Origin of the sequence: Planktomarina temperata RCA23 (genome assembly GCF_000738435.1) — a bacterium.
GTDB classification, from domain to species: Bacteria; Pseudomonadota; Alphaproteobacteria; order Rhodobacterales; family Rhodobacteraceae; genus Planktomarina; species Planktomarina temperata.
Genome location: NZ_CP003984.1, coordinates 106014 through 122345 on the forward strand (window position 1 = coordinate 106014; position 16332 = coordinate 122345).

The following is a 16332-nucleotide window of genomic DNA, read 5'->3' on the forward strand; positions in this document are numbered from 1 at the left end:
TCAGCAATAGAGACATCAGTAACTTTATGGTGAGAGTCGCATTTATATTGTTATGTCACAAGGACAGCCGCTCCATTATTGAGCAAGCGCGGCGCCTTGCGATGGCCGGAGATTACGTTTCCATTCATTTTGACGCCGGTGGACGGAGTTCTGAGTTTCGGGCTATTCGCGAGGCCCTTGCGGACAATCCCAACATTTGTTTTGCAAAGAAACGCGTAAAATGCGGTTGGGGTGCGTGGTCTTTGGTACAAGCCAGCTTAAATGCGCTGCAAGCTGCGGTCGATACCTTTGCAGATGCGACACATTTTTACATGATCTCAGGTGACTGCCACACCATCAAGACCGCAGAATATGCACATCAGTTTTTGGACCAACATGATCGTGATTACATTGAAAGTTTTGATTTTTTTGAGAGTGATTGGATCAAAACGGGTATGAAAGAGGCGCGGTTAATTTATCGCCATTTTTTCAACGAACGGCGCCAGCCATTTCTGTTTTACAACAGTTTCAAGCTGCAAAGATATTTTGGCTTGACCCGGAAAATACCGGCTGATCTGCAGGTGATGATTGGTTCGCAATGGTGGTGTTTGCGCCGACAGACCATTGAAAAAATATTGGACTTTGTCAAAAAGCGTCGAGATGTGCTGCGGTTCTTCTCGACCACTTGGATCCCGGATGAGACGTTTTTCCAAACATTGGTCCGGCACTTGGTGCCAGCGCATGAAATTCAAACCCGTCCACTCACATTTTTGATGTTCACAGATTATGGAATGCCGGCGACATTTTATAATGATCACTACGACCTATTGTTGAGCTAGGATTACTTGTTTGCCCGCAAAATAAGCCCCGAGGCCCTTGACCTCAAAGAGCGTTTGGCACGCCTCTATGCGGAAACAGGCCGTGAGTTTCACATTTCAAAAGAGGGCCCGAAACTATTTGCCTTTTTGACCGGCAAGGGCCGTGAGGGGCTACGGTTTGGGCGGCGGGTTTGGGAAGAGCAAGCCAATATTGGTCGAACCCGGGAGCTGCGGGTGGTGGTGTGTAAAAAATGGCATGTCGCGAAGCGCCTGCTCGAGCGGATTGGTGAAGAGGTGGATGTTGCCTCGTCCCAATTTCTTTTTCACGAGCATGACGCAGGCCTGCCTGATTTGGGCGGAACCGAAAGCCGTTTGCCAAAGCGCCGCCGGCACGTCAGATCATTTTTACATATGGTCTTCGATCAAAAGCAGACCGATCGTTTGCTGATCTGTGTCGATAGCGCGAGTATGGACTTGATCCAGGACCTATACAAAGATAGCGCCAAAATCAAAACACTGGTGATGATGTGCCAGTTTAATGACGCTTATTTAGTTGGTCATGCGCAACGTATCGGTCTTATGGCGAAAGATTCGCCACCGGAAGTTATTGAGCGCCTTCTGCCAACCCTGCGCCAAGATGTGTGGCATGAGCACCATCAATTAATAGATGCGCAATTCCCGCAAAGTTATCAGATCTACGAAGAGGCGGGGCTTGAGGAAAATGCCGTGCCATTGGCCGAATTTTTGGGTATCTCTACGGAAAAGGCTCGTGCCATACTGGCATCGGACCAGTTGTTTTCGGATTAGGAGCCTGTCGATGGCATATGAGTATGATGATCAAAATATCTTCGCTAAGATTCTACGCGGGGAAATTCCCAACACCACCGTATTAGAGACCGAACACAGCCTCGCGTTTCGCGATATTCAGGCCCAAGCGCCCGAACATATTTTGGTGATCCCCAAAGGTCCTTATGTGTGTTTTGATCATTTTGCCAATTCAGCCACTGCGGAAGAGATTGTTGATTTCACCCGTGCGGTGGGTCAGGTTGCGACGGCCTTGAAGGTTGATCCCGGAACCGGAGGTGACGGCTATCGCCTTTTGGCCAATTCAGGTCGCCATGGGGTGCAGGAGGTGCCACATTTGCATGTGCATCTCGTTGCGGGCCGGCCGCTTGGGCGGATGTTGCGCGAAGCCTAGGGAGAGGATACCTGCCTATTTGGTGATGTCCAAAAAGACGTCTTGAAGATCAGGCTGTTCGGTTTGGATGTCCAAAATCTTGACACCTGCGAGGCGCAGCGCGTCTAAAATTTCACCAGGAGAGATAGCGCTGCGGCTATAGGTGAAGGCCAAGGTGCCATCGGCTCGCTGGCTTTGTGTCACCCCGGCCGGCAGGCTTATCTCTGCCGCGCTCTCGGTCTCAACAACCAAGGTTTTTGTGTCAAGTTTGGACAATAGGTTCGCTGTCGTGTCCAAAGCGCGCAGCGCGCCCTCGTGAATAATGGCGATTTGATCGCACATTTCTTGCGCTTCTTCGAGGTAATGGGTGGTGAGAATCACAGTCATGCCGTCGGCATTGAGTTGTCGTACATTGTCCCAAAGCATTTGGCGCAGACCGATATCCACCCCCGCTGTGGGCTCATCAAGCACTAAGATCTGCGGACTATGCACGAGCGCTTTGCCCAAAAGCAATCGCCGGCGCATCCCGCCTGAAAGACTGCGTGCATAGGCATTGGCTTTGTCTTCCAATCCGATCAACCGCAGAATTTCATCGGTTTTACGCAGCGCTTTCGGTACGCCATATAGGCCGGCCTGCATATCAAGCGAGGCTCCCGGTGTGAAAAACGGATCAAGGTTCAATTCCTGGGGCATCACCCCAATTGCGGCGCGCGATTGCCGCGGGTTTTCATCTTGATCAAAGCCCCAGATATTGACTGAGCCTGCAGATTTTTTCACCAAGCCGGCGAGAATATTGATCAGGGTCGATTTGCCCGCACCATTGGGCCCCAAGAGCCCGAAGATGGAGCCCCTCGGAATATCCAGATCAATGCCGGACAGAGCCGTTTTAGCCTCAGTTTTCTTGGTCGCGGCATAGGTTTTCTTCAAACCACGCAGCTCAATCGCATTTTGTGACATAGTCGGCCTTTCAAAGTGCTTGTGGGTTGCGCGTGTTTTGGTATCTTAGCCAGCGACATATGCGCAGCAAGGCCCAACAGCAACCAGAAGGCAAAAAAATGACAACTCAAGCACCTGAGACAAAAATTGTAGAGGCCTATCGCGTGGCCTGTGATGGTGGTGAAGGCGCTTTGGGGCACCCACGCGTTTGGTTGCAAATACCCAATGAGCACGGCTGGGTTGAATGCCCCTATTGTGACGCAAAAATGGTGCATAAAGACTTTGAGGGACAGGTGTAAGTAAACTGTCCTAACTGAGCGGAATTTCGACCTCACCGCACATAAGCTTATTGTCCACCTGACCGCTCTGTCCATCAAGGAAATCTTGGATGTAATGGCCGGACCAGGCTCTTATGCTCACGCCGTGGTTGGTGAAGCCGAATCCTTTGACCGTGCCGCTCACACCGTCACGATATTGGAAAATGACCTTGCCCCAATGGCCATTGTCGCATTCGAAATTGGCCTCACATGTTCCGATAAAATTGCGAGAGACCCAAGTGCCCGTGCAGATCGCGCCAAAATTGGTCACCCCGGCTAAGGTCCCTTCATCCCAACCCAAAGCCCGGCCTGCAAAATACTCGCCGCTATTGCCAAAACAAGCCAGGAGCGGCGAGCAACTGTCGCGGCTATCGGGGATATCTATGCAATTTTCGTCAGGAATCCGGCGTAGCTGCGGTTGCAAATGTGTGAATCAAGGCCAGCAGCACTGGCAGGTATAAATTTTTCATGCCACAAACAATCTCAATCAATGACCCAAGGATAGCATCATCATGGCATTCGGTAAAGGACATCACCTGCATCTGATCGACGGGTCAGCCTTCATCTTTCGCGCCTATCACGCTTTGCCGCCGCTGACGCGCAAATCAGATGGTTTGCCGGTGGGCGCTGTGGCCGGGTTTTGCAACATGTTGCAACGATATGTGGAAAACAATACTGGCCCCGATGCTCCCACCCATGTTGCGGTGATCTTTGATCACTCTGGCAAGACATTTCGCAATGATATGTATGATCTGTACAAGGCGAACCGTTCCGCCACGCCGGAAGATTTGATCCCACAATTCCCACTCACCCGCGCGGCAACCCGGGCTTTTAATGTGGCATGTAAAGAGGTCGAAGGGTTTGAGGCGGATGACATCATCGCAACATTGGCCTGCCGCGCGCGCGACGCTGGGGGCGCGTGCACCATCATCAGCTCTGACAAGGACTTGATGCAGCTGGTGGGCGGCGGTGTTGTGATGCTGGATGCCATGAAAAACAAAGTGATTGACCGAGACGGTGTTGTTGAGAAATTTGGTGTTGCCCCTGAGCGCGTGGTTGATGTGCAGGCATTGGCAGGGGACAGCGTTGACAATGTGCCCGGTGCACCCGGCATTGGCATTAAGACTGCGGCCTTGCTGATCAACGAATATGGCTCTCTGGAAGAGCTTTTGGATCGCGCAGGAGGGATCAAACAGCCCAAGCGCCGCGAAAGCTTGATGGACAACCGGGCGCAGATCGAACTGTCCAAACAGCTGGTTCAGCTGGAGTGCAATATGGAGCTGGATTTCTCCATTGAGGATTTGGAGGTGCGCGATCCCGATCCTCAAGAGCTTTTGGATTTTGTGGCACAAATGGAATTTCGCACCTTGAGCAAAAGGCTGGCGGATAAACTGGGCGTTCAAGCCCCGGTTATTGCCGAGCCCGAGGTGCAGCAGGCCGTGATTGAGGCCCCCGCGGCGGCGGCTTTTGACACCAGTAAATATGAGACCATCCGAGATGCGGCGGCTCTGCAAACTTGGATTGATCGGATTTATGCCCGCGGTTATGTGGCCGTGGATACGGAAACAACCGGTTTGAATGAAATGCGCGCCGATTTGGTGGGTGTCTCCTTATGCGTCCAAGCCGGTGAGGCGGCCTATTTGCCGCTCGCGCATCGCGCAGGGCAGTCTGATGATCTCTTCGGCACTGATGCTTTGGCGGAGGGCCAGATGGATCTCGATACCGCTCTGGCCATGCTCAAGCCGATGCTGGAAGATTCCACCATTCTGAAAATTGGTCAGAACATGAAATATGACGCCAAGATTTTGGCGCGGGTCGGCATCCAAGTGGCGCCGATCGATGACACAATGTTGATGAGCTACGCGCAAAATGGCGGCTTGCACAATCATGGGATGGACCTTTTGAGCGAGCGTTATCTCGATCATGCGCCCATCTCGATCAAAACACTGCTGGGCAGTGGGAAATCCGCAATCACCTTTGACCGCGTTCCCATTGATGAGGCCAGCCTTTATGCGGCAGAAGATGCCGATATCACTCTGCGCCTTTGGCAGTATCTCAAACCGCGCTTGCATCTTAATCGGGTGACAGCGGTCTATGAAAGCCTGGAACGCCCCCTCGTGCCGGTATTGGCAGATATGGAAATGCACGGGATCAAAGTAGACCGAGATGTCTTGAGCCGCATGTCGAATGGTTTCGCGCAGAAGATGGCGGGGCTGGAGGCTGAAATCCACGAGATGGCCGGGCGCAGCTTTAATGTGGGATCCCCCAAACAGCTTGGTGAAGTGCTCTTTGATGAAATGGCGCTTCCCGGTGGTAAGAAGGGCAAAACGGGCGCCTACGCCACTGGGGTTGATGTTTTGGAAGATCTGGCGACGGAGCATGAATTGCCCGGGCGGGTTTTAGACTGGCGTCAATTGAGCAAATTGAAATCCACTTATACCGACGCGCTGCAGGACCATATTCATCCCGATACTGGCCGCGTGCACACGTCCTATTCCATCGCCGGCGCGAGCACCGGGCGTTTGGCCTCAACTGATCCCAACTTGCAAAATATCCCCATCCGGACGGAAGAGGGCCGCAAAATTCGGGAGGCTTTTGTAGCGGAGACCGGCAAAACCTTAGTGGCTTTGGATTATTCACAAATCGAGCTGCGCATTCTCGCCCATATTGCCGATATTCCAACTCTGAAACAGGCCTTTGCCGACGGCATTGATATTCACGCGCTGACCGCAAGTCAGATGTTTGATGTGCCGCTCGATCAAATGACCTCTGAGGTGCGCCGCAAGGCAAAAGCCATTAACTTTGGGGTGATTTATGGCATTTCTGGCTTTGGGCTTGCGCGCAATCTGCGCATTCCGCGGGCGGAGGCCCAGGCGTTCATCGACACATATTTTGAGCGCTTCCCGGGCATTCGCACCTATATGGATGATACGGTGGCTTTCGCCAAAGAACATGGCTATGTGCAAACGCTGTTTGGACGCCGCATTCACACGCCTGACATTGGGGCGAAAGGCCCGCATGCAGGTTTTGCCAAACGCGCTGCAATCAATGCGCCGATCCAAGGCACCGCAGCAGATGTGATCCGCCGCGCGATGGTCCGCATGCCCGAAGCGATTGCGCATTTACCGGCCAAAATGTTGTTGCAAGTGCACGATGAATTGCTGTTTGAAGTTGAGGACGGTGCGGTCGAGGCCCTTACCCAAGTTGCCAAACAGGTGATGGAACGGGCCAGCTTGCCAGTGGTCAAGCTGGATGTGCCGTTGATTGTGGAGGCCGGATCTGGGCCAAATTGGGCGGTCGCGCATTAGAGTCTGAGGCGAAAGAGGGGACATCCATGGCGAAACGTGGCCTATCAGTGGCGACTATTGCGGCGCAGGCGGGCGGATATATTGACGCGGCCAGCGGCGGGGTTGTACCGCCCATTCAGCCCAGTACGACCTTCGCACGGGACCGTAGCTACCAGCCGCATCCCACGGGCAATATTTATGCCCGTGATGACAATGATGTGGGCCGCATCGCCGAAGCTCTTTTGGCGCAACTGGACAACGCTGAGACCGCACTCTTATTTCCCAATGGCATGGCGGCGATTGCAGCGGTGTTTCGAGTTTTGCCGGGCGGGGCGACGGTCTTGGTGCAGTCACAGATCTATTGGGGCACAACGAAGTGGTTGCGGGAGTTTTGTGCCCGCCGGTCCGTGACCCTGATCGAGGCGGATTTGAGCGATATTGGGCAGGCGCAAAGCCTCTGCGCCCACCACCAGCCGGATTTGGTCTTTATTGAGACACCTTCAAACCCGTGGCTGCGGACAACGGATATCGCGCTTGTGGCAGAGGCCACCCATGCGGCAGGCGGGCGACTGGTGGTTGATGCCACGGCCGCAACCCCAATTTTGACCCGCGCCTTGGATTTTGGGGCCGATATTGTCATGCATTCGGCGACCAAAGGAATCAATGGCCATTCGGATGTCTTGGCTGGGGTCTTGGCGACCAATGCGCCGGCCGACTCGCATTGGCAAGCGATCGCCATAGATCGCCATGACGCCGGCGCGGTGATCGGCAGTTTTGAGGCTTGGCTGCTCATTCGCTCAATTCGCACCCTGCCTTTGCGCGTGGAGCGTATGTCGCAAAATGCGCAGGCTGTGGCAGAATTCTTGCAAAGTCACGACGCGGTGGCGCAAGTGTTTTATCCCGGCCTGCCTGATTTCGACGGGCATAGTGTGGCCAAGCGGCAAATGGTAGGTGGGTTTGGCTCGCTCTTGTCCTTTTGCGTGAAGGGCGGGGCGGTGGAGGCCCTGAGGGTGGCCGGTCAATTGAATTTGTTTCACCGAGCCACCTCGTTGGGCGGGGTGGAAAGCCTGGTGGAACATCGCCACACGATTGAGCCTCATACCGGCATTCCTGAGTCTCTTCTGCGCCTGTCGATTGGCATTGAGGATGTGCAGGATCTATGCGCTGATTTGGAACAGGCGTTAACGTGCTGATCCTGTTCCACAAGCCGTTCAATGTCCTGTCCCAATTCACAGATCAAAGCCTTGCGGCCAGCGGGCGCGAGACCCTATCGCGCTATATTCCCGTTCCGCATGTCTACCCGGCCGGTCGGCTGGATCGGGACAGTGAGGGGCTGTTGCTCTTAACTGATGATGGCAAATTGCAGGCCCGGATTGCCGATCCGAAACATAAAATGGCAAAAACCTATTGGGTCCAGGTCGAAGGCGCCCCGCAAGAGAGCGCCTTGCAAAGCCTGCGCCGCGGGGTGCAGTTGAAAGACGGTGTCACCCAACCGGCCAAAGCGCGGCTGATGGACGAACCGGAGGGCCTCTGGCCACGTAACCCGCCGATCCGGGTGCGCAAGTCGGTGCCGGACAGCTGGATCGAGGTGACCATTCGCGAAGGCAAAAATCGCCAAATACGCCGCATGACCGCAGCCATAGGCCACCCCTGCCTACGCCTCATCCGAGCGCAAATCGGTGAGTGGCATTTAGGAGATCTTAAGCCGGGTGAGTATAAGCACTTGATGCAATTCTAGAGCCGTATTCTTATTTTCCGTCAAATAGTCAGCTCTTTCGACGGGATCACAGGGAAGAATGTGGATTGGGAGCGCAGGCCGAACCAGCTTTCACCCTTCCATATCTCATGCAGGCCCAGGTCGACCAAGCGGTAGAAGCTTTTGCGATCAATGAGGGCTTCCAGATTGCTGCGCACCAGAACATAGGGCGACGGCTCGCCGGTTTCGGGGTCGCGCTCCACACGGATTGGGTGGTCAGGGCCGGCGATCATTGTGTCGCCGACCTGCGTGGTGAAATGCAAATCGCCGTCGCGATGATCCACATCCACCGCCACAAAGGGGGCGTCATCCACTTGGATTCCGACTTTTTCAACTGGGGTCACGAGGTAATATTTCCCCGCCTCTTTTTTCAAGATTGACGAAAACAATTTCACAAGCGCTGGTCGGCCAATGGGGGTGCCAAGGTAGAACCAGGTGCCATCCCGTGCAATTCTGATGTCCAGATCGCCGCAGAACGGTGGGTTCCATAGGTGAACTGGCGGCAAGCCTTTGCCACGGGTTGCGGCTGAGACACTGGCGGCGATGTTTTCTGCCGATGGGGTCACGATATTTTGTCCGCTCATATCAGTTGTCATCTCTTTTTCTTAAGGTAGGCTAGATATATACCACATAGAAATTATTGCGAGGCAATCTTATGACCAAAGCTGATACGCTGGCGCCACAAATTGAAGACCTAGGCCACCGTTTGGCAGAGGCCCGCGAGATGATCCGCGGGGTGTTCATTGGACAGGAGCGGGTGGTGGATTTGGTGCTCATCACCTTGTTATGTGGCGGGCATGGGGTCTTGGTTGGCCTGCCGGGGGTTGGAAAAACCCGGCTGGTTGAGGCGCTGTCCACTGTCATGGGGTTGCGCGGCAATCGGGTGCAATTCACCCCAGATTTGATGCCCGCTGATATCTTGGGTTCCGAGGTTCTGGAGACCGCATCCGATGGCGCGCGGCAATTTCGCTTTATCGAAGGGCCCGTATTTTGCCAATTGTTGATGGCTGATGAAATTAACCGCGCCAGTCCACGGACGCAATCGGCGCTGCTTCAAGCTATGCAGGAAAAATCTGTTACTGTCGCGGGGCGCGACCGGCCGCTTGGGGTTCCCTTTCATGTGCTGGCGACGCAAAATCCGATTGAACAGGAGGGCACCTATCCTTTGCCAGAGGCGCAACTCGATCGGTTTTTGCTCGAGATCCAAGTGCCCTATCCGGATCGGGCCACGGAACGAGATATTCTTTTGGCGACCACCGGCGCGAAGGAGGCGGAGGTCTCTGCGGTCTTTGACCCCGATCAGCTGCTGGCGGCGCAGGCTTTGATTCGCCGCATGCCTGTGGGCGAGGCGATTGTGGAGCTTATTTTGGATCTGGTGCGGGCGTTCCGGCCGGAAGACCCAACAGCGCCGGAGCGGGTTCGCGAGAATATGCGCTGGGGCCCGGGGCCACGTGCGGCGCAGGCCTTGATGCTGGCCGTGCGCGCGCGCGCTTTGTTGCGTGGGGCCTATGCACCCTCGGCTCAGGACGTCGCGGATCTGGCGCCTGCGGTGCTCAACCACCGTATGGCATTGGCATTTGGCGCTCGAGCACGCGGCATCACTCAGCTTGAGCTGATTGGCGATGTCACGCAGATGATCTTAGACAAAAAGGCGGCGTCTTGAATTCAAACCCGCCCTTAAACGCGGCCTTTGAGCTGGCGTCTGACTGGCCACAGCTTTTGGCAGAGGCGCAACAGCTTGCTCAGAGTTTTTCACTGGGCGGGCACGGGCGGCGGCGCGCTGGGCCGGGGGATGTCTTTTGGCAGTTCCGCCCGGCACAGGCAGGCGATGCTTTGCGCGCGATTGACTGGCGGCGGTCTGCGCGCGCAGATGAGCAATTTGTGCGCGAAAATGAATGGCAGGCGGCGCAAGCGGTGCAGTTTTGGATTGATAATTCCGCTGCGATGCAATTTTCCAGTCAGGGAGAGAGTAAGCAGCATCGGGCGGCGATGATCGCTCTGGCGCTTGCTATTCTCCTCAACCAGGCCGGTGAGCGCATAGGCACCAGCGATGGCGGATTGCCGCCGCAAACGGGCCGGGCGCAGATTTCTGCTTTGGCACAGGCTTTGGCGCGCCAAGCGTCGCATGATTTTGGTGCACCACAAATTGAGGGTCTGACGGCGAACAGTTTGGCGGTGTTTGCCTCTGATTTTTTCGGGGACTTGGCCGCGCTGCGCGACATGGTGACACGGGCCGCAGGTCAGCACGTGAAAGGTGTATTGCTGATGGTCTTGGATCCTCAGGAGCTTCACTTTCCTTTTCAAGGCCGCACCCTTTTTGAAAGCATGGCCGGCAGTTTGCGCCATGAAAGTCAAAAGGCGGATGATCTTCGGCAGCCTTATTTTGAGGCTTTGAAAGAGCGCAAGGCGCAGGTGGCAAATTTGGCGCAGAGTTTGGGCTGGCAATTTTTCATGCACAGTACAGATCAACCCGCAACCGGCGCCCTATTGGATCTTTATCACGCTTTGGAATACCGCCGATGACGTTCTTTTCCATGATTGGTTTTACCGCGCCTTGGTTGCTTGTGGGGCTTTTTGCTTTGCCGCTGTTGTGGATCTTGCTGCGGGCTGTGCCACCCGCTCCGATCCGACGGGTTTTTCCTGGCGTGGCCCTGCTTTTGGGGTTGAACGATGAGACCGTGCAAGCGGACAGGACCCCGTGCTGGCTTTTGCTGTTGCGGGCCTTGGTGATGGCCTGTTTGATTATTGGTCTGGCCGGTCCGATTGTGAACCCGGCGCCCAAGGGGCAAAATTTGTCAAAGCTGCTTGTGGTCCTGGAGGGCAGTTGGGCAGATGCCAGCGATTGGGAGGCGCAGCAACTTGCGGCTCTGGAGGTGGTGCAACAGTCGGGCAACCAAGGGCGCCCCGTGGCATTTTTGCAGCTCACGGCGCCACAAAAAGATCTGGTGTTTTCTGCAGCCTCCGAAGCCGCCCGCGCTATTAAGGCCGCTGAGCCGAACGCCTGGTTGCCGAAGCGCAACTGGCAAGGCCAGTTTGACTCTTTGGGAGATTTTGACACGCATTGGCTGGCCTCACCGCTCGATTGGCCTGGCCGAGACCGATTGGTCCGCGATTTACTGCGCCACGGATCCGTCGAGGTCGCCATGAGCCGCAGCAGCCCCGTAGGTCTCTTGCCGGTGCGGGCTGCGGCACAGGGGATTGAGATTTCGGCAGTGCGGATGACAGCCGGACAGGCACAGGGGGTTGTGGTTGATATCTTGGGGTTGGACCCCTCTGGCGTGGAGCGCCGATTGCAAAGTGCTGAGATGGGCTTTTCTGCGCAGGATTTGCGTGCAACCACCACAATGGATTTGCCACTGGAGATGCGCAACCGAATTTCGCGGCTTGTGGTGGCCGGGCATAAATCAGCAGCGGCGGTGCGATTAACAGATGATCGCATTCAACGCCCAGAAATTGCTATTCTCACGGGGGAGACTTCTGACCGCGAAGGCCTGATCCTTTTTGCACCAGATCACTATCTGACCCAGGCGCTATCGCCCGTTGCGGATTTGATTGATGGGACATTGGATGATGTGCTCTTGGCCAACCCGGATGCGATTATTCTAGCCGATGTCGCCAAGGTTGCCTCAAAAGAGGCCCTGGCCGATTGGGTGGCGGAGGGGGGCACCTTGCTGCGCTTTGCGGGGCCGCGTTTGGCAGCGGCACAATTTGAGGCGCAAACGCGTGATCCGCTTTTGCCGGTGAAGCTGCGGGCGGGTGGGCGCACGGTCGGTGGGGCTATGTCTTGGGGCGCGCCGAAAACTTTGCAGAGCTTTGAGATTGATACGCCATTTTATGGCTTGCCGGTTCCCGATGAGGTCACCGTTACCGCACAGGTTTTGGCGGAACCTGGACCGGATTTGGCATCCCATGTGATCGCGCGCCTGAGCGATGGCACCCCCTTGGTGACCCGCAGACAGCTTGGGCAAGGGCAGGTCGTTCTGTTTCATGTGACCGCCAATACAGAATGGTCAAACCTGCCGATTTCAGGGCTCTTTGTATCCATGTTAGAGCGTCTGTCTGTCATCGGAAGTGCTGCGAATTTCGAACCGGAGTCTTTAGCTGGCAGTACATGGCAATTGGTACAGCAGATGGATGGTGCCGGGGAGTTGAGGCGGGTGGGTGATCGTGCCGGAATTGCGGGCGCTGAATTGGCACAGGCCGCGATTTCTGCGCAGACTCCCGCGGGCCTCTACCAAGGGCAAGATCGCCGTTGGGCGCGCAATATCCTTTCTGACGATAGCCAATTAACCCCTGCGCGCTGGCCGGATGAGGTGCGGCTGTTAGGGCAAGATCAAGCGCGCTCGCATCGTCTGGGCGCTTGGTTTTTGGCGCTGGCTTTGTGTTTGCTGACCGCAGATGTTGTGGCCTCGCTTTGGCTTTCGGGCCGGCTGCGGGGTGGCGTCTTGGCGGCTGTTACAGGAGCCCTCCTGACAAGCATTTCCCCTGAGAACGCATTGGCGCAAATGTCGCAGGACCGCGCCATAGCAGCCAGTCGCGCGGTGGTTTTGGCCTATGTTGAAACCCAGGACGCGCGGCAGGATGAGATTTCCCGCGCCGGTTTGCTTGGGCTGTCACAGGCGCTTTTTCAACGCACCTCTATTGAACCAGCCCCGCCAATGGGGCTGTCTTTGGCCCGTGATGAATTGTCGTTCTTCCCCTTTCTCTACTGGCCGATCACCTTGGGGCAACAGGCTTTGTCCTTTGAGGAGCTGAGCAAATTGAATCGCTACCTCAAAGGCGGCGGGATGATCCTATTCGACACAAGGGATGGTGACATTGCGCGGGTTGGCCAGACGACCAAGGAAGGCCGTGTATTGCAACAACTGGCCTCTGGGCTGAACCTGCCGCCCTTGGCGCCGATCGCGCTGGATCATGTGCTGACGCGCAGTTTCTATCTGCTGCAAGATTTCCCAGGCCGGTATCCGCGTGGGGGAATTTGGGTGGAAGCCCCACAAAATTCCGGCGTGCAGGTGGAAGGCATGCCCTTTCGCAATCTCAATGACGGGGTCACCCCGGTCGTGATTGGCGGCAATGATTGGGCGGCGGCTTGGGCCGTGGATGAGGCCGGGGAGCCTCTCCTGCCCGTGGGGCGCGGCATGGCTGGAGAGCGGCAGCGGGAGATTGCCCTACGGTTTGGAGTCAACCTGATCATGCATGTTTTGACCGGCAACTATAAATCCGATCAGGTGCATGTCCCTGAACTTCTCAAGAGGTTGGGCGAATGAGGCTTGATGCATTGCTTTTTGATCCGCTTCTGCCGCTCTGGCTTATGGTGGCTTTGGCGCTGGCTGTGCTGGGGGCTTTGGCCCTGGCGGCGTTTCGGCGGCTCGCGGGCTGGCCCTATCGCGGCTTTGCTGTGATCTGTGTCTTTTTGGCTCTGCTCAATCCCTCACTGAAAACCGAAGAACGCCAAGCGGAAGCGGATAATGTCCTCGTGGTTGTCGACCGCTCGTCCAGTCAGAGGCTGTCGGACCGGGAGGCGCAAACAGAGGCGGCCTTGGCTCATGTCACGGCACAGCTTGCGGATCGGCCGGGAACCGAGATGCGGCTGGTGGAGGTGGCGGATGCAGCTGGGCCGGGTGGTTCGGAAGTTATGACCGCTTTGGTGCAGGCCCTGTCTGAAACCGCGCGGGATCGTATTGCCGGTGCGATTGTGATCTCAGACGGGCAGATTCACGATACGGAGTTTGCCCCAAACTTGCCTGCGCCTCTACATCTGTTGCTTACGGGACGATCGCGCGATTGGGATCGTCGACTGTTGGTCAAAAATGCACCGGGTTTTGCGATTTTGGGCGAGCCGATCACCCTGACGCTTTTGGTCGAGGATCAAGGGGCCGCGCCACAAGCGGCTTTGGCAGATATCATCCTGTCGGTGGATGGGGGGCCAGAGCAGCGGTATCAAATTCCAGTGAACCGTGAGGTTGAGGTCGATGTGTCGCTGGGTCACGGCGGCATGAATATTTTGCAGTTTTCGACACCGGATATGAGCGGTGAGTTGACCGATCGCAACAATGCTGCGGTTGTGCAGATCAATGCCCTGCGTGACCGGCTTCGCGTTTTGCTGGTCTCGGGGGTGCCGCATCCGGGCGAGCGCACATGGCGCAATCTTTTAAAGTCAGACAGCAATGTCGATTTGGTGCATTTCACAATTTTGCGCCCACCGGAAAAGCAAGATGGCGTGCCGGTGACGGAATTGTCTTTGATTGCCTTTCCCACCCGCGAATTGTTTCTCGAAAAAATTGGCGAGTTCGATCTGATTGTGTTTGATCGTTATAAGCGCCGAGGATTGCTACCAGCAGAGTATTTCGAGTCAATCGCCAATTACGTCCGCCAAGGCGGGGCGGTTTTGGTGGCGGCTGGACCGGATTATGCGGGGGTCAATAGTCTTTATCGCTCGCCTCTTGGGGCAATTCTGCCGGGCCGGCCGACCTCACGGGTCTTTGAAGAACCGATCTTGCCGCAGGTGACAGAGTTTGGCCTGAAACATCCGGTCAGTGAAAGCTTGGAGAGTTTGGCACCAGACACCGGATGGGGCCGATGGTTGCGGCAGATTGAGGTCGAGGCAACCTCGGGTCAGGTGCTGATGACAGGGCGCGGGGACTCCCCTTTGCTGGTTGTGGACCGTGTGGGCAAGGGGCGGGTTGCGCTTTTGACCTCGGATCATGCTTGGCTTTGGGATCGTGGCTATGAAGGGGGTGGACCCCAGGCGGAATTGCTGCGCCGCGTGGCGCATTGGTCGATGAAAGAGCCTGATCTGGAGGAGGAGGCGCTATTGGCAGAGCCAAGCGAGAGTGGGCTACAGGTCACGCGTCGCAGCTTGACCGAAGGCCCGCTTGCGCCGCTTGAGGTGGTAACGCCAAACGGCGAGCGGTTTACCGTAGCTTTGCAACCTATGGCGCCCGGTCGGTATAGGGCTGAAATAGTCAGTGAGGATCTCGGGCTTTATCGTTTGAGCTCAGGGGATTTGCAGATCGTGGCTGCGCTGGGGCCGGCAGCACCGCGGGAGTTTGTACAGACCATCGCCACCGATCGGGTGATGGCGCCCATTTTGGCCGAAACCAATGGGGGAGCTTTGGCTGTATCTGAGGGTCTGCCAAAATTTCGCAATGTGCGCAGTGGCCGGCCGGCCCATGGGCGCGGGTGGATCGGGCTTGTCTCGCACGAGGCCTATGTGGTGCAGGGCGTCGAGATTGGGCAGTTCTTACCCGCTTGGGTCTACCTCATTTTTGCCGCTCTTGGTCTTTTGATCGGTTGGTTGCGCGAAGGGCGCTGGGATAAATGATGTGTCGGTCTCCATTATCCCGGTTTTCAAAAGTGCGCTGGCCTGTGAGGAAAACTCACGGTTCCAGAGCATATAAAGCGTAATCACAAAGGCCGCCAGCATAACCGGGGCGCCAGCCAGCCAGGCCAGAGATGCAAGCGCGAAATACATGGCGCGCAACCCGCGGTTGAAGCTCAAGGCAGCGCGGATATTGATCTCACCGGCCATAATAGCGCGCGGGATCGCTTGGGGATGATCTGGATCATTCGGCACGGCTGCCATTAAGACGGCGCAATAGCCAAACAGGCGACTGGACCATACAAATTTCAAAAAGGAATGCACCAAAAACAGAGCGGCAAAGGCCAATTTGAATTGCAATTTGAGCGCAGTGGCCTCCTGCGATTGGGTGACGGCATGGGTAAATTCAAGCAGGCGATCTGGCGTGCCCATGATTGCCAAAAGCCCGCCAATGGAAATCAAAGCTGTGGATCCAAAAAAGGCAGTGCTTTGGCGCAGAGAGGCCAGTGTTTGAGAATCAAAAATACGGGGATCGCGGTCTACGAAATTGAGCATCCAAGCGCGCCGATAATAGGACATCAGGGCGGTGACTGAAGCGCGTGACTTGGGAGGGTTTTCGATCACATGGCCGATCAGAAAGGTGGCGAGAAGGCCAAATCCGACGACAAAGAGATCTAAAGTGGTGAGTTGGGAGAGGATTACATCAAATATCATGCCTTCAGTGTAGCAGAGGATTTGCCC

13 protein-coding genes and 1 pseudogene are annotated in these 16332 nt (G+C 55.9%); 10 read left to right on the top strand and 4 right to left on the bottom strand.

The window, feature by feature from the left end; genetic code table 11:
• Window positions 1-26 precede the first annotated feature (26 nt).
• Window positions 27-1604 (top strand): annotated as a pseudogene (locus RCA23_RS00520) (DUF5928 domain-containing protein).
• Between the two features lie 10 nt (window positions 1605-1614).
• Window positions 1615-1995, top strand: a complete 381-nt coding sequence (locus RCA23_RS00525; RefSeq protein ID WP_044048545.1) for an HIT domain-containing protein — start codon at window positions 1615-1617, stop codon at window positions 1993-1995.
• 15 nt (window positions 1996-2010) lie between these two features.
• Here the strand turns inward: RCA23_RS00525 and RCA23_RS00530 are convergent, their stop codons facing one another.
• Window positions 2011-2931, bottom strand: coding sequence for an ABC transporter ATP-binding protein (locus RCA23_RS00530; protein ID WP_044048547.1), 921 nt, complete (start codon window positions 2929-2931; stop codon window positions 2011-2013).
• 98 nt (window positions 2932-3029) lie between these two features.
• On the opposite strand from RCA23_RS00530, the gene RCA23_RS00535 reads away from it, so the two are divergent.
• The gene (locus RCA23_RS00535; RefSeq protein WP_044051146.1) at window positions 3030-3209 is read left to right on the top strand and encodes a zinc-finger domain-containing protein; all 180 of its coding nucleotides are present in this window, start codon (window positions 3030-3032) and stop codon (window positions 3207-3209) included.
• Window positions 3210-3219: 10 nt separating this feature from the next.
• Here the strand turns inward: RCA23_RS00535 and RCA23_RS00540 are convergent, their stop codons facing one another.
• Entirely contained in the window at window positions 3220-3651 is a 432-nt protein-coding gene (locus tag RCA23_RS00540; RefSeq protein ID WP_044048549.1) for a hypothetical protein, read from the bottom strand.
• Window positions 3652-3739: 88 nt separating this feature from the next.
• Between RCA23_RS00540 and polA the strand changes: the two genes are divergently transcribed.
• Genes polA through RCA23_RS00555 form a run of 3 tightly spaced genes read left to right on the top strand, consistent with a single transcriptional unit; the run spans window position 3740 to window position 8252 of the window.
• Complete coding sequence (gene polA, locus RCA23_RS00545) at window positions 3740-6535, top strand: DNA polymerase I (RefSeq protein ID WP_044048551.1); 2796 nt, start codon at window positions 3740-3742, stop codon at window positions 6533-6535.
• Window positions 6536-6561: 26 nt separating this feature from the next.
• Window positions 6562-7707: a trans-sulfuration enzyme family protein gene (locus RCA23_RS00550; protein ID WP_044048553.1), complete on the top strand. Its 1146-nt coding sequence runs from the start codon at window positions 6562-6564 to the stop codon at window positions 7705-7707.
• Window positions 7701-8252 (top strand): rRNA large subunit pseudouridine synthase E, encoded by a 552-nt coding sequence (locus tag RCA23_RS00555; RefSeq protein ID WP_044048555.1) that lies wholly within the window; start codon window positions 7701-7703, stop codon window positions 8250-8252. Before RCA23_RS00550 ends, RCA23_RS00555 begins: the two co-directional genes overlap by 7 nt.
• A 20-nt stretch (window positions 8253-8272) precedes the next feature.
• Here the strand turns inward: RCA23_RS00555 and RCA23_RS00560 are convergent, their stop codons facing one another.
• Window positions 8273-8854 carry a DUF1285 domain-containing protein gene (locus RCA23_RS00560; protein WP_044051147.1) on the bottom strand — a complete coding sequence of 194 codons (582 nt, stop codon included), beginning with the start codon at window positions 8852-8854 and terminating at the stop codon, window positions 8273-8275.
• Window positions 8855-8925: 71 nt separating this feature from the next.
• Here RCA23_RS00560 and RCA23_RS00565 point away from each other — a divergent pair, with 71 nt between their 5' ends.
• From RCA23_RS00565 to RCA23_RS00580, 4 genes are read left to right on the top strand one after another with little or no spacing between them, the layout of a single operon-like run.
• A complete protein-coding gene (locus tag RCA23_RS00565; RefSeq protein ID WP_044048557.1) occupies window positions 8926-9933 on the top strand; it encodes an AAA family ATPase in 1008 nt (335 codons plus the stop codon).
• Complete coding sequence (locus RCA23_RS00570; RefSeq protein ID WP_044048558.1) at window positions 9930-10793, top strand: DUF58 domain-containing protein; 864 nt, start codon at window positions 9930-9932, stop codon at window positions 10791-10793. The genes RCA23_RS00565 and RCA23_RS00570 overlap by 4 nt, the downstream gene beginning before the upstream one ends.
• Complete coding sequence (locus RCA23_RS00575) at window positions 10790-13537, top strand: DUF4159 domain-containing protein (protein ID WP_044048559.1); 2748 nt, start codon at window positions 10790-10792, stop codon at window positions 13535-13537. Before RCA23_RS00570 ends, RCA23_RS00575 begins: the two co-directional genes overlap by 4 nt.
• Entirely contained in the window at window positions 13534-15594 is a 2061-nt protein-coding gene (locus tag RCA23_RS00580; RefSeq protein ID WP_044048560.1) for a membrane protein, read from the top strand. Before RCA23_RS00575 ends, RCA23_RS00580 begins: the two co-directional genes overlap by 4 nt.
• On the opposite strand, the gene RCA23_RS00585 is transcribed toward RCA23_RS00580, so the two are convergent.
• Complete coding sequence (locus tag RCA23_RS00585; RefSeq protein WP_081870852.1) at window positions 15514-16305, bottom strand: DUF599 family protein; 792 nt, start codon at window positions 16303-16305, stop codon at window positions 15514-15516. The two genes, RCA23_RS00580 and RCA23_RS00585, sit on opposite strands and share 81 nt — an antisense overlap.
• Window positions 16306-16332: the final 27 nt, after the last annotated feature.

Coding starts and splice junctions, on each gene's coding strand:
- RCA23_RS00525 (WP_044048545.1), top strand. CDS start 1,615: ATGGCATATGAGTATGATGATCAAAATATCTTCGCTAAGATTCTACGC.
- RCA23_RS00530 (WP_044048547.1), bottom strand. CDS start 2,931: ATGTCACAAAATGCGATTGAGCTGCGTGGTTTGAAGAAAACCTATGCC.
- RCA23_RS00535 (WP_044051146.1), top strand. CDS start 3,030: ATGACAACTCAAGCACCTGAGACAAAAATTGTAGAGGCCTATCGCGTG.
- polA (WP_044048551.1), top strand. CDS start 3,740: ATGGCATTCGGTAAAGGACATCACCTGCATCTGATCGACGGGTCAGCC.
- RCA23_RS00550 (WP_044048553.1), top strand. CDS start 6,562: ATGGCGAAACGTGGCCTATCAGTGGCGACTATTGCGGCGCAGGCGGGC.
- RCA23_RS00560 (WP_044051147.1), bottom strand. CDS start 8,854: ATGAGCGGACAAAATATCGTGACCCCATCGGCAGAAAACATCGCCGCC.
- RCA23_RS00565 (WP_044048557.1), top strand. CDS start 8,926: ATGACCAAAGCTGATACGCTGGCGCCACAAATTGAAGACCTAGGCCAC.
- RCA23_RS00575 (WP_044048559.1), top strand. CDS start 10,790: ATGACGTTCTTTTCCATGATTGGTTTTACCGCGCCTTGGTTGCTTGTG.
- RCA23_RS00580 (WP_044048560.1), top strand. CDS start 13,534: ATGAGGCTTGATGCATTGCTTTTTGATCCGCTTCTGCCGCTCTGGCTT.
- RCA23_RS00585 (WP_081870852.1), bottom strand. CDS start 16,305: ATGATATTTGATGTAATCCTCTCCCAACTCACCACTTTAGATCTCTTT.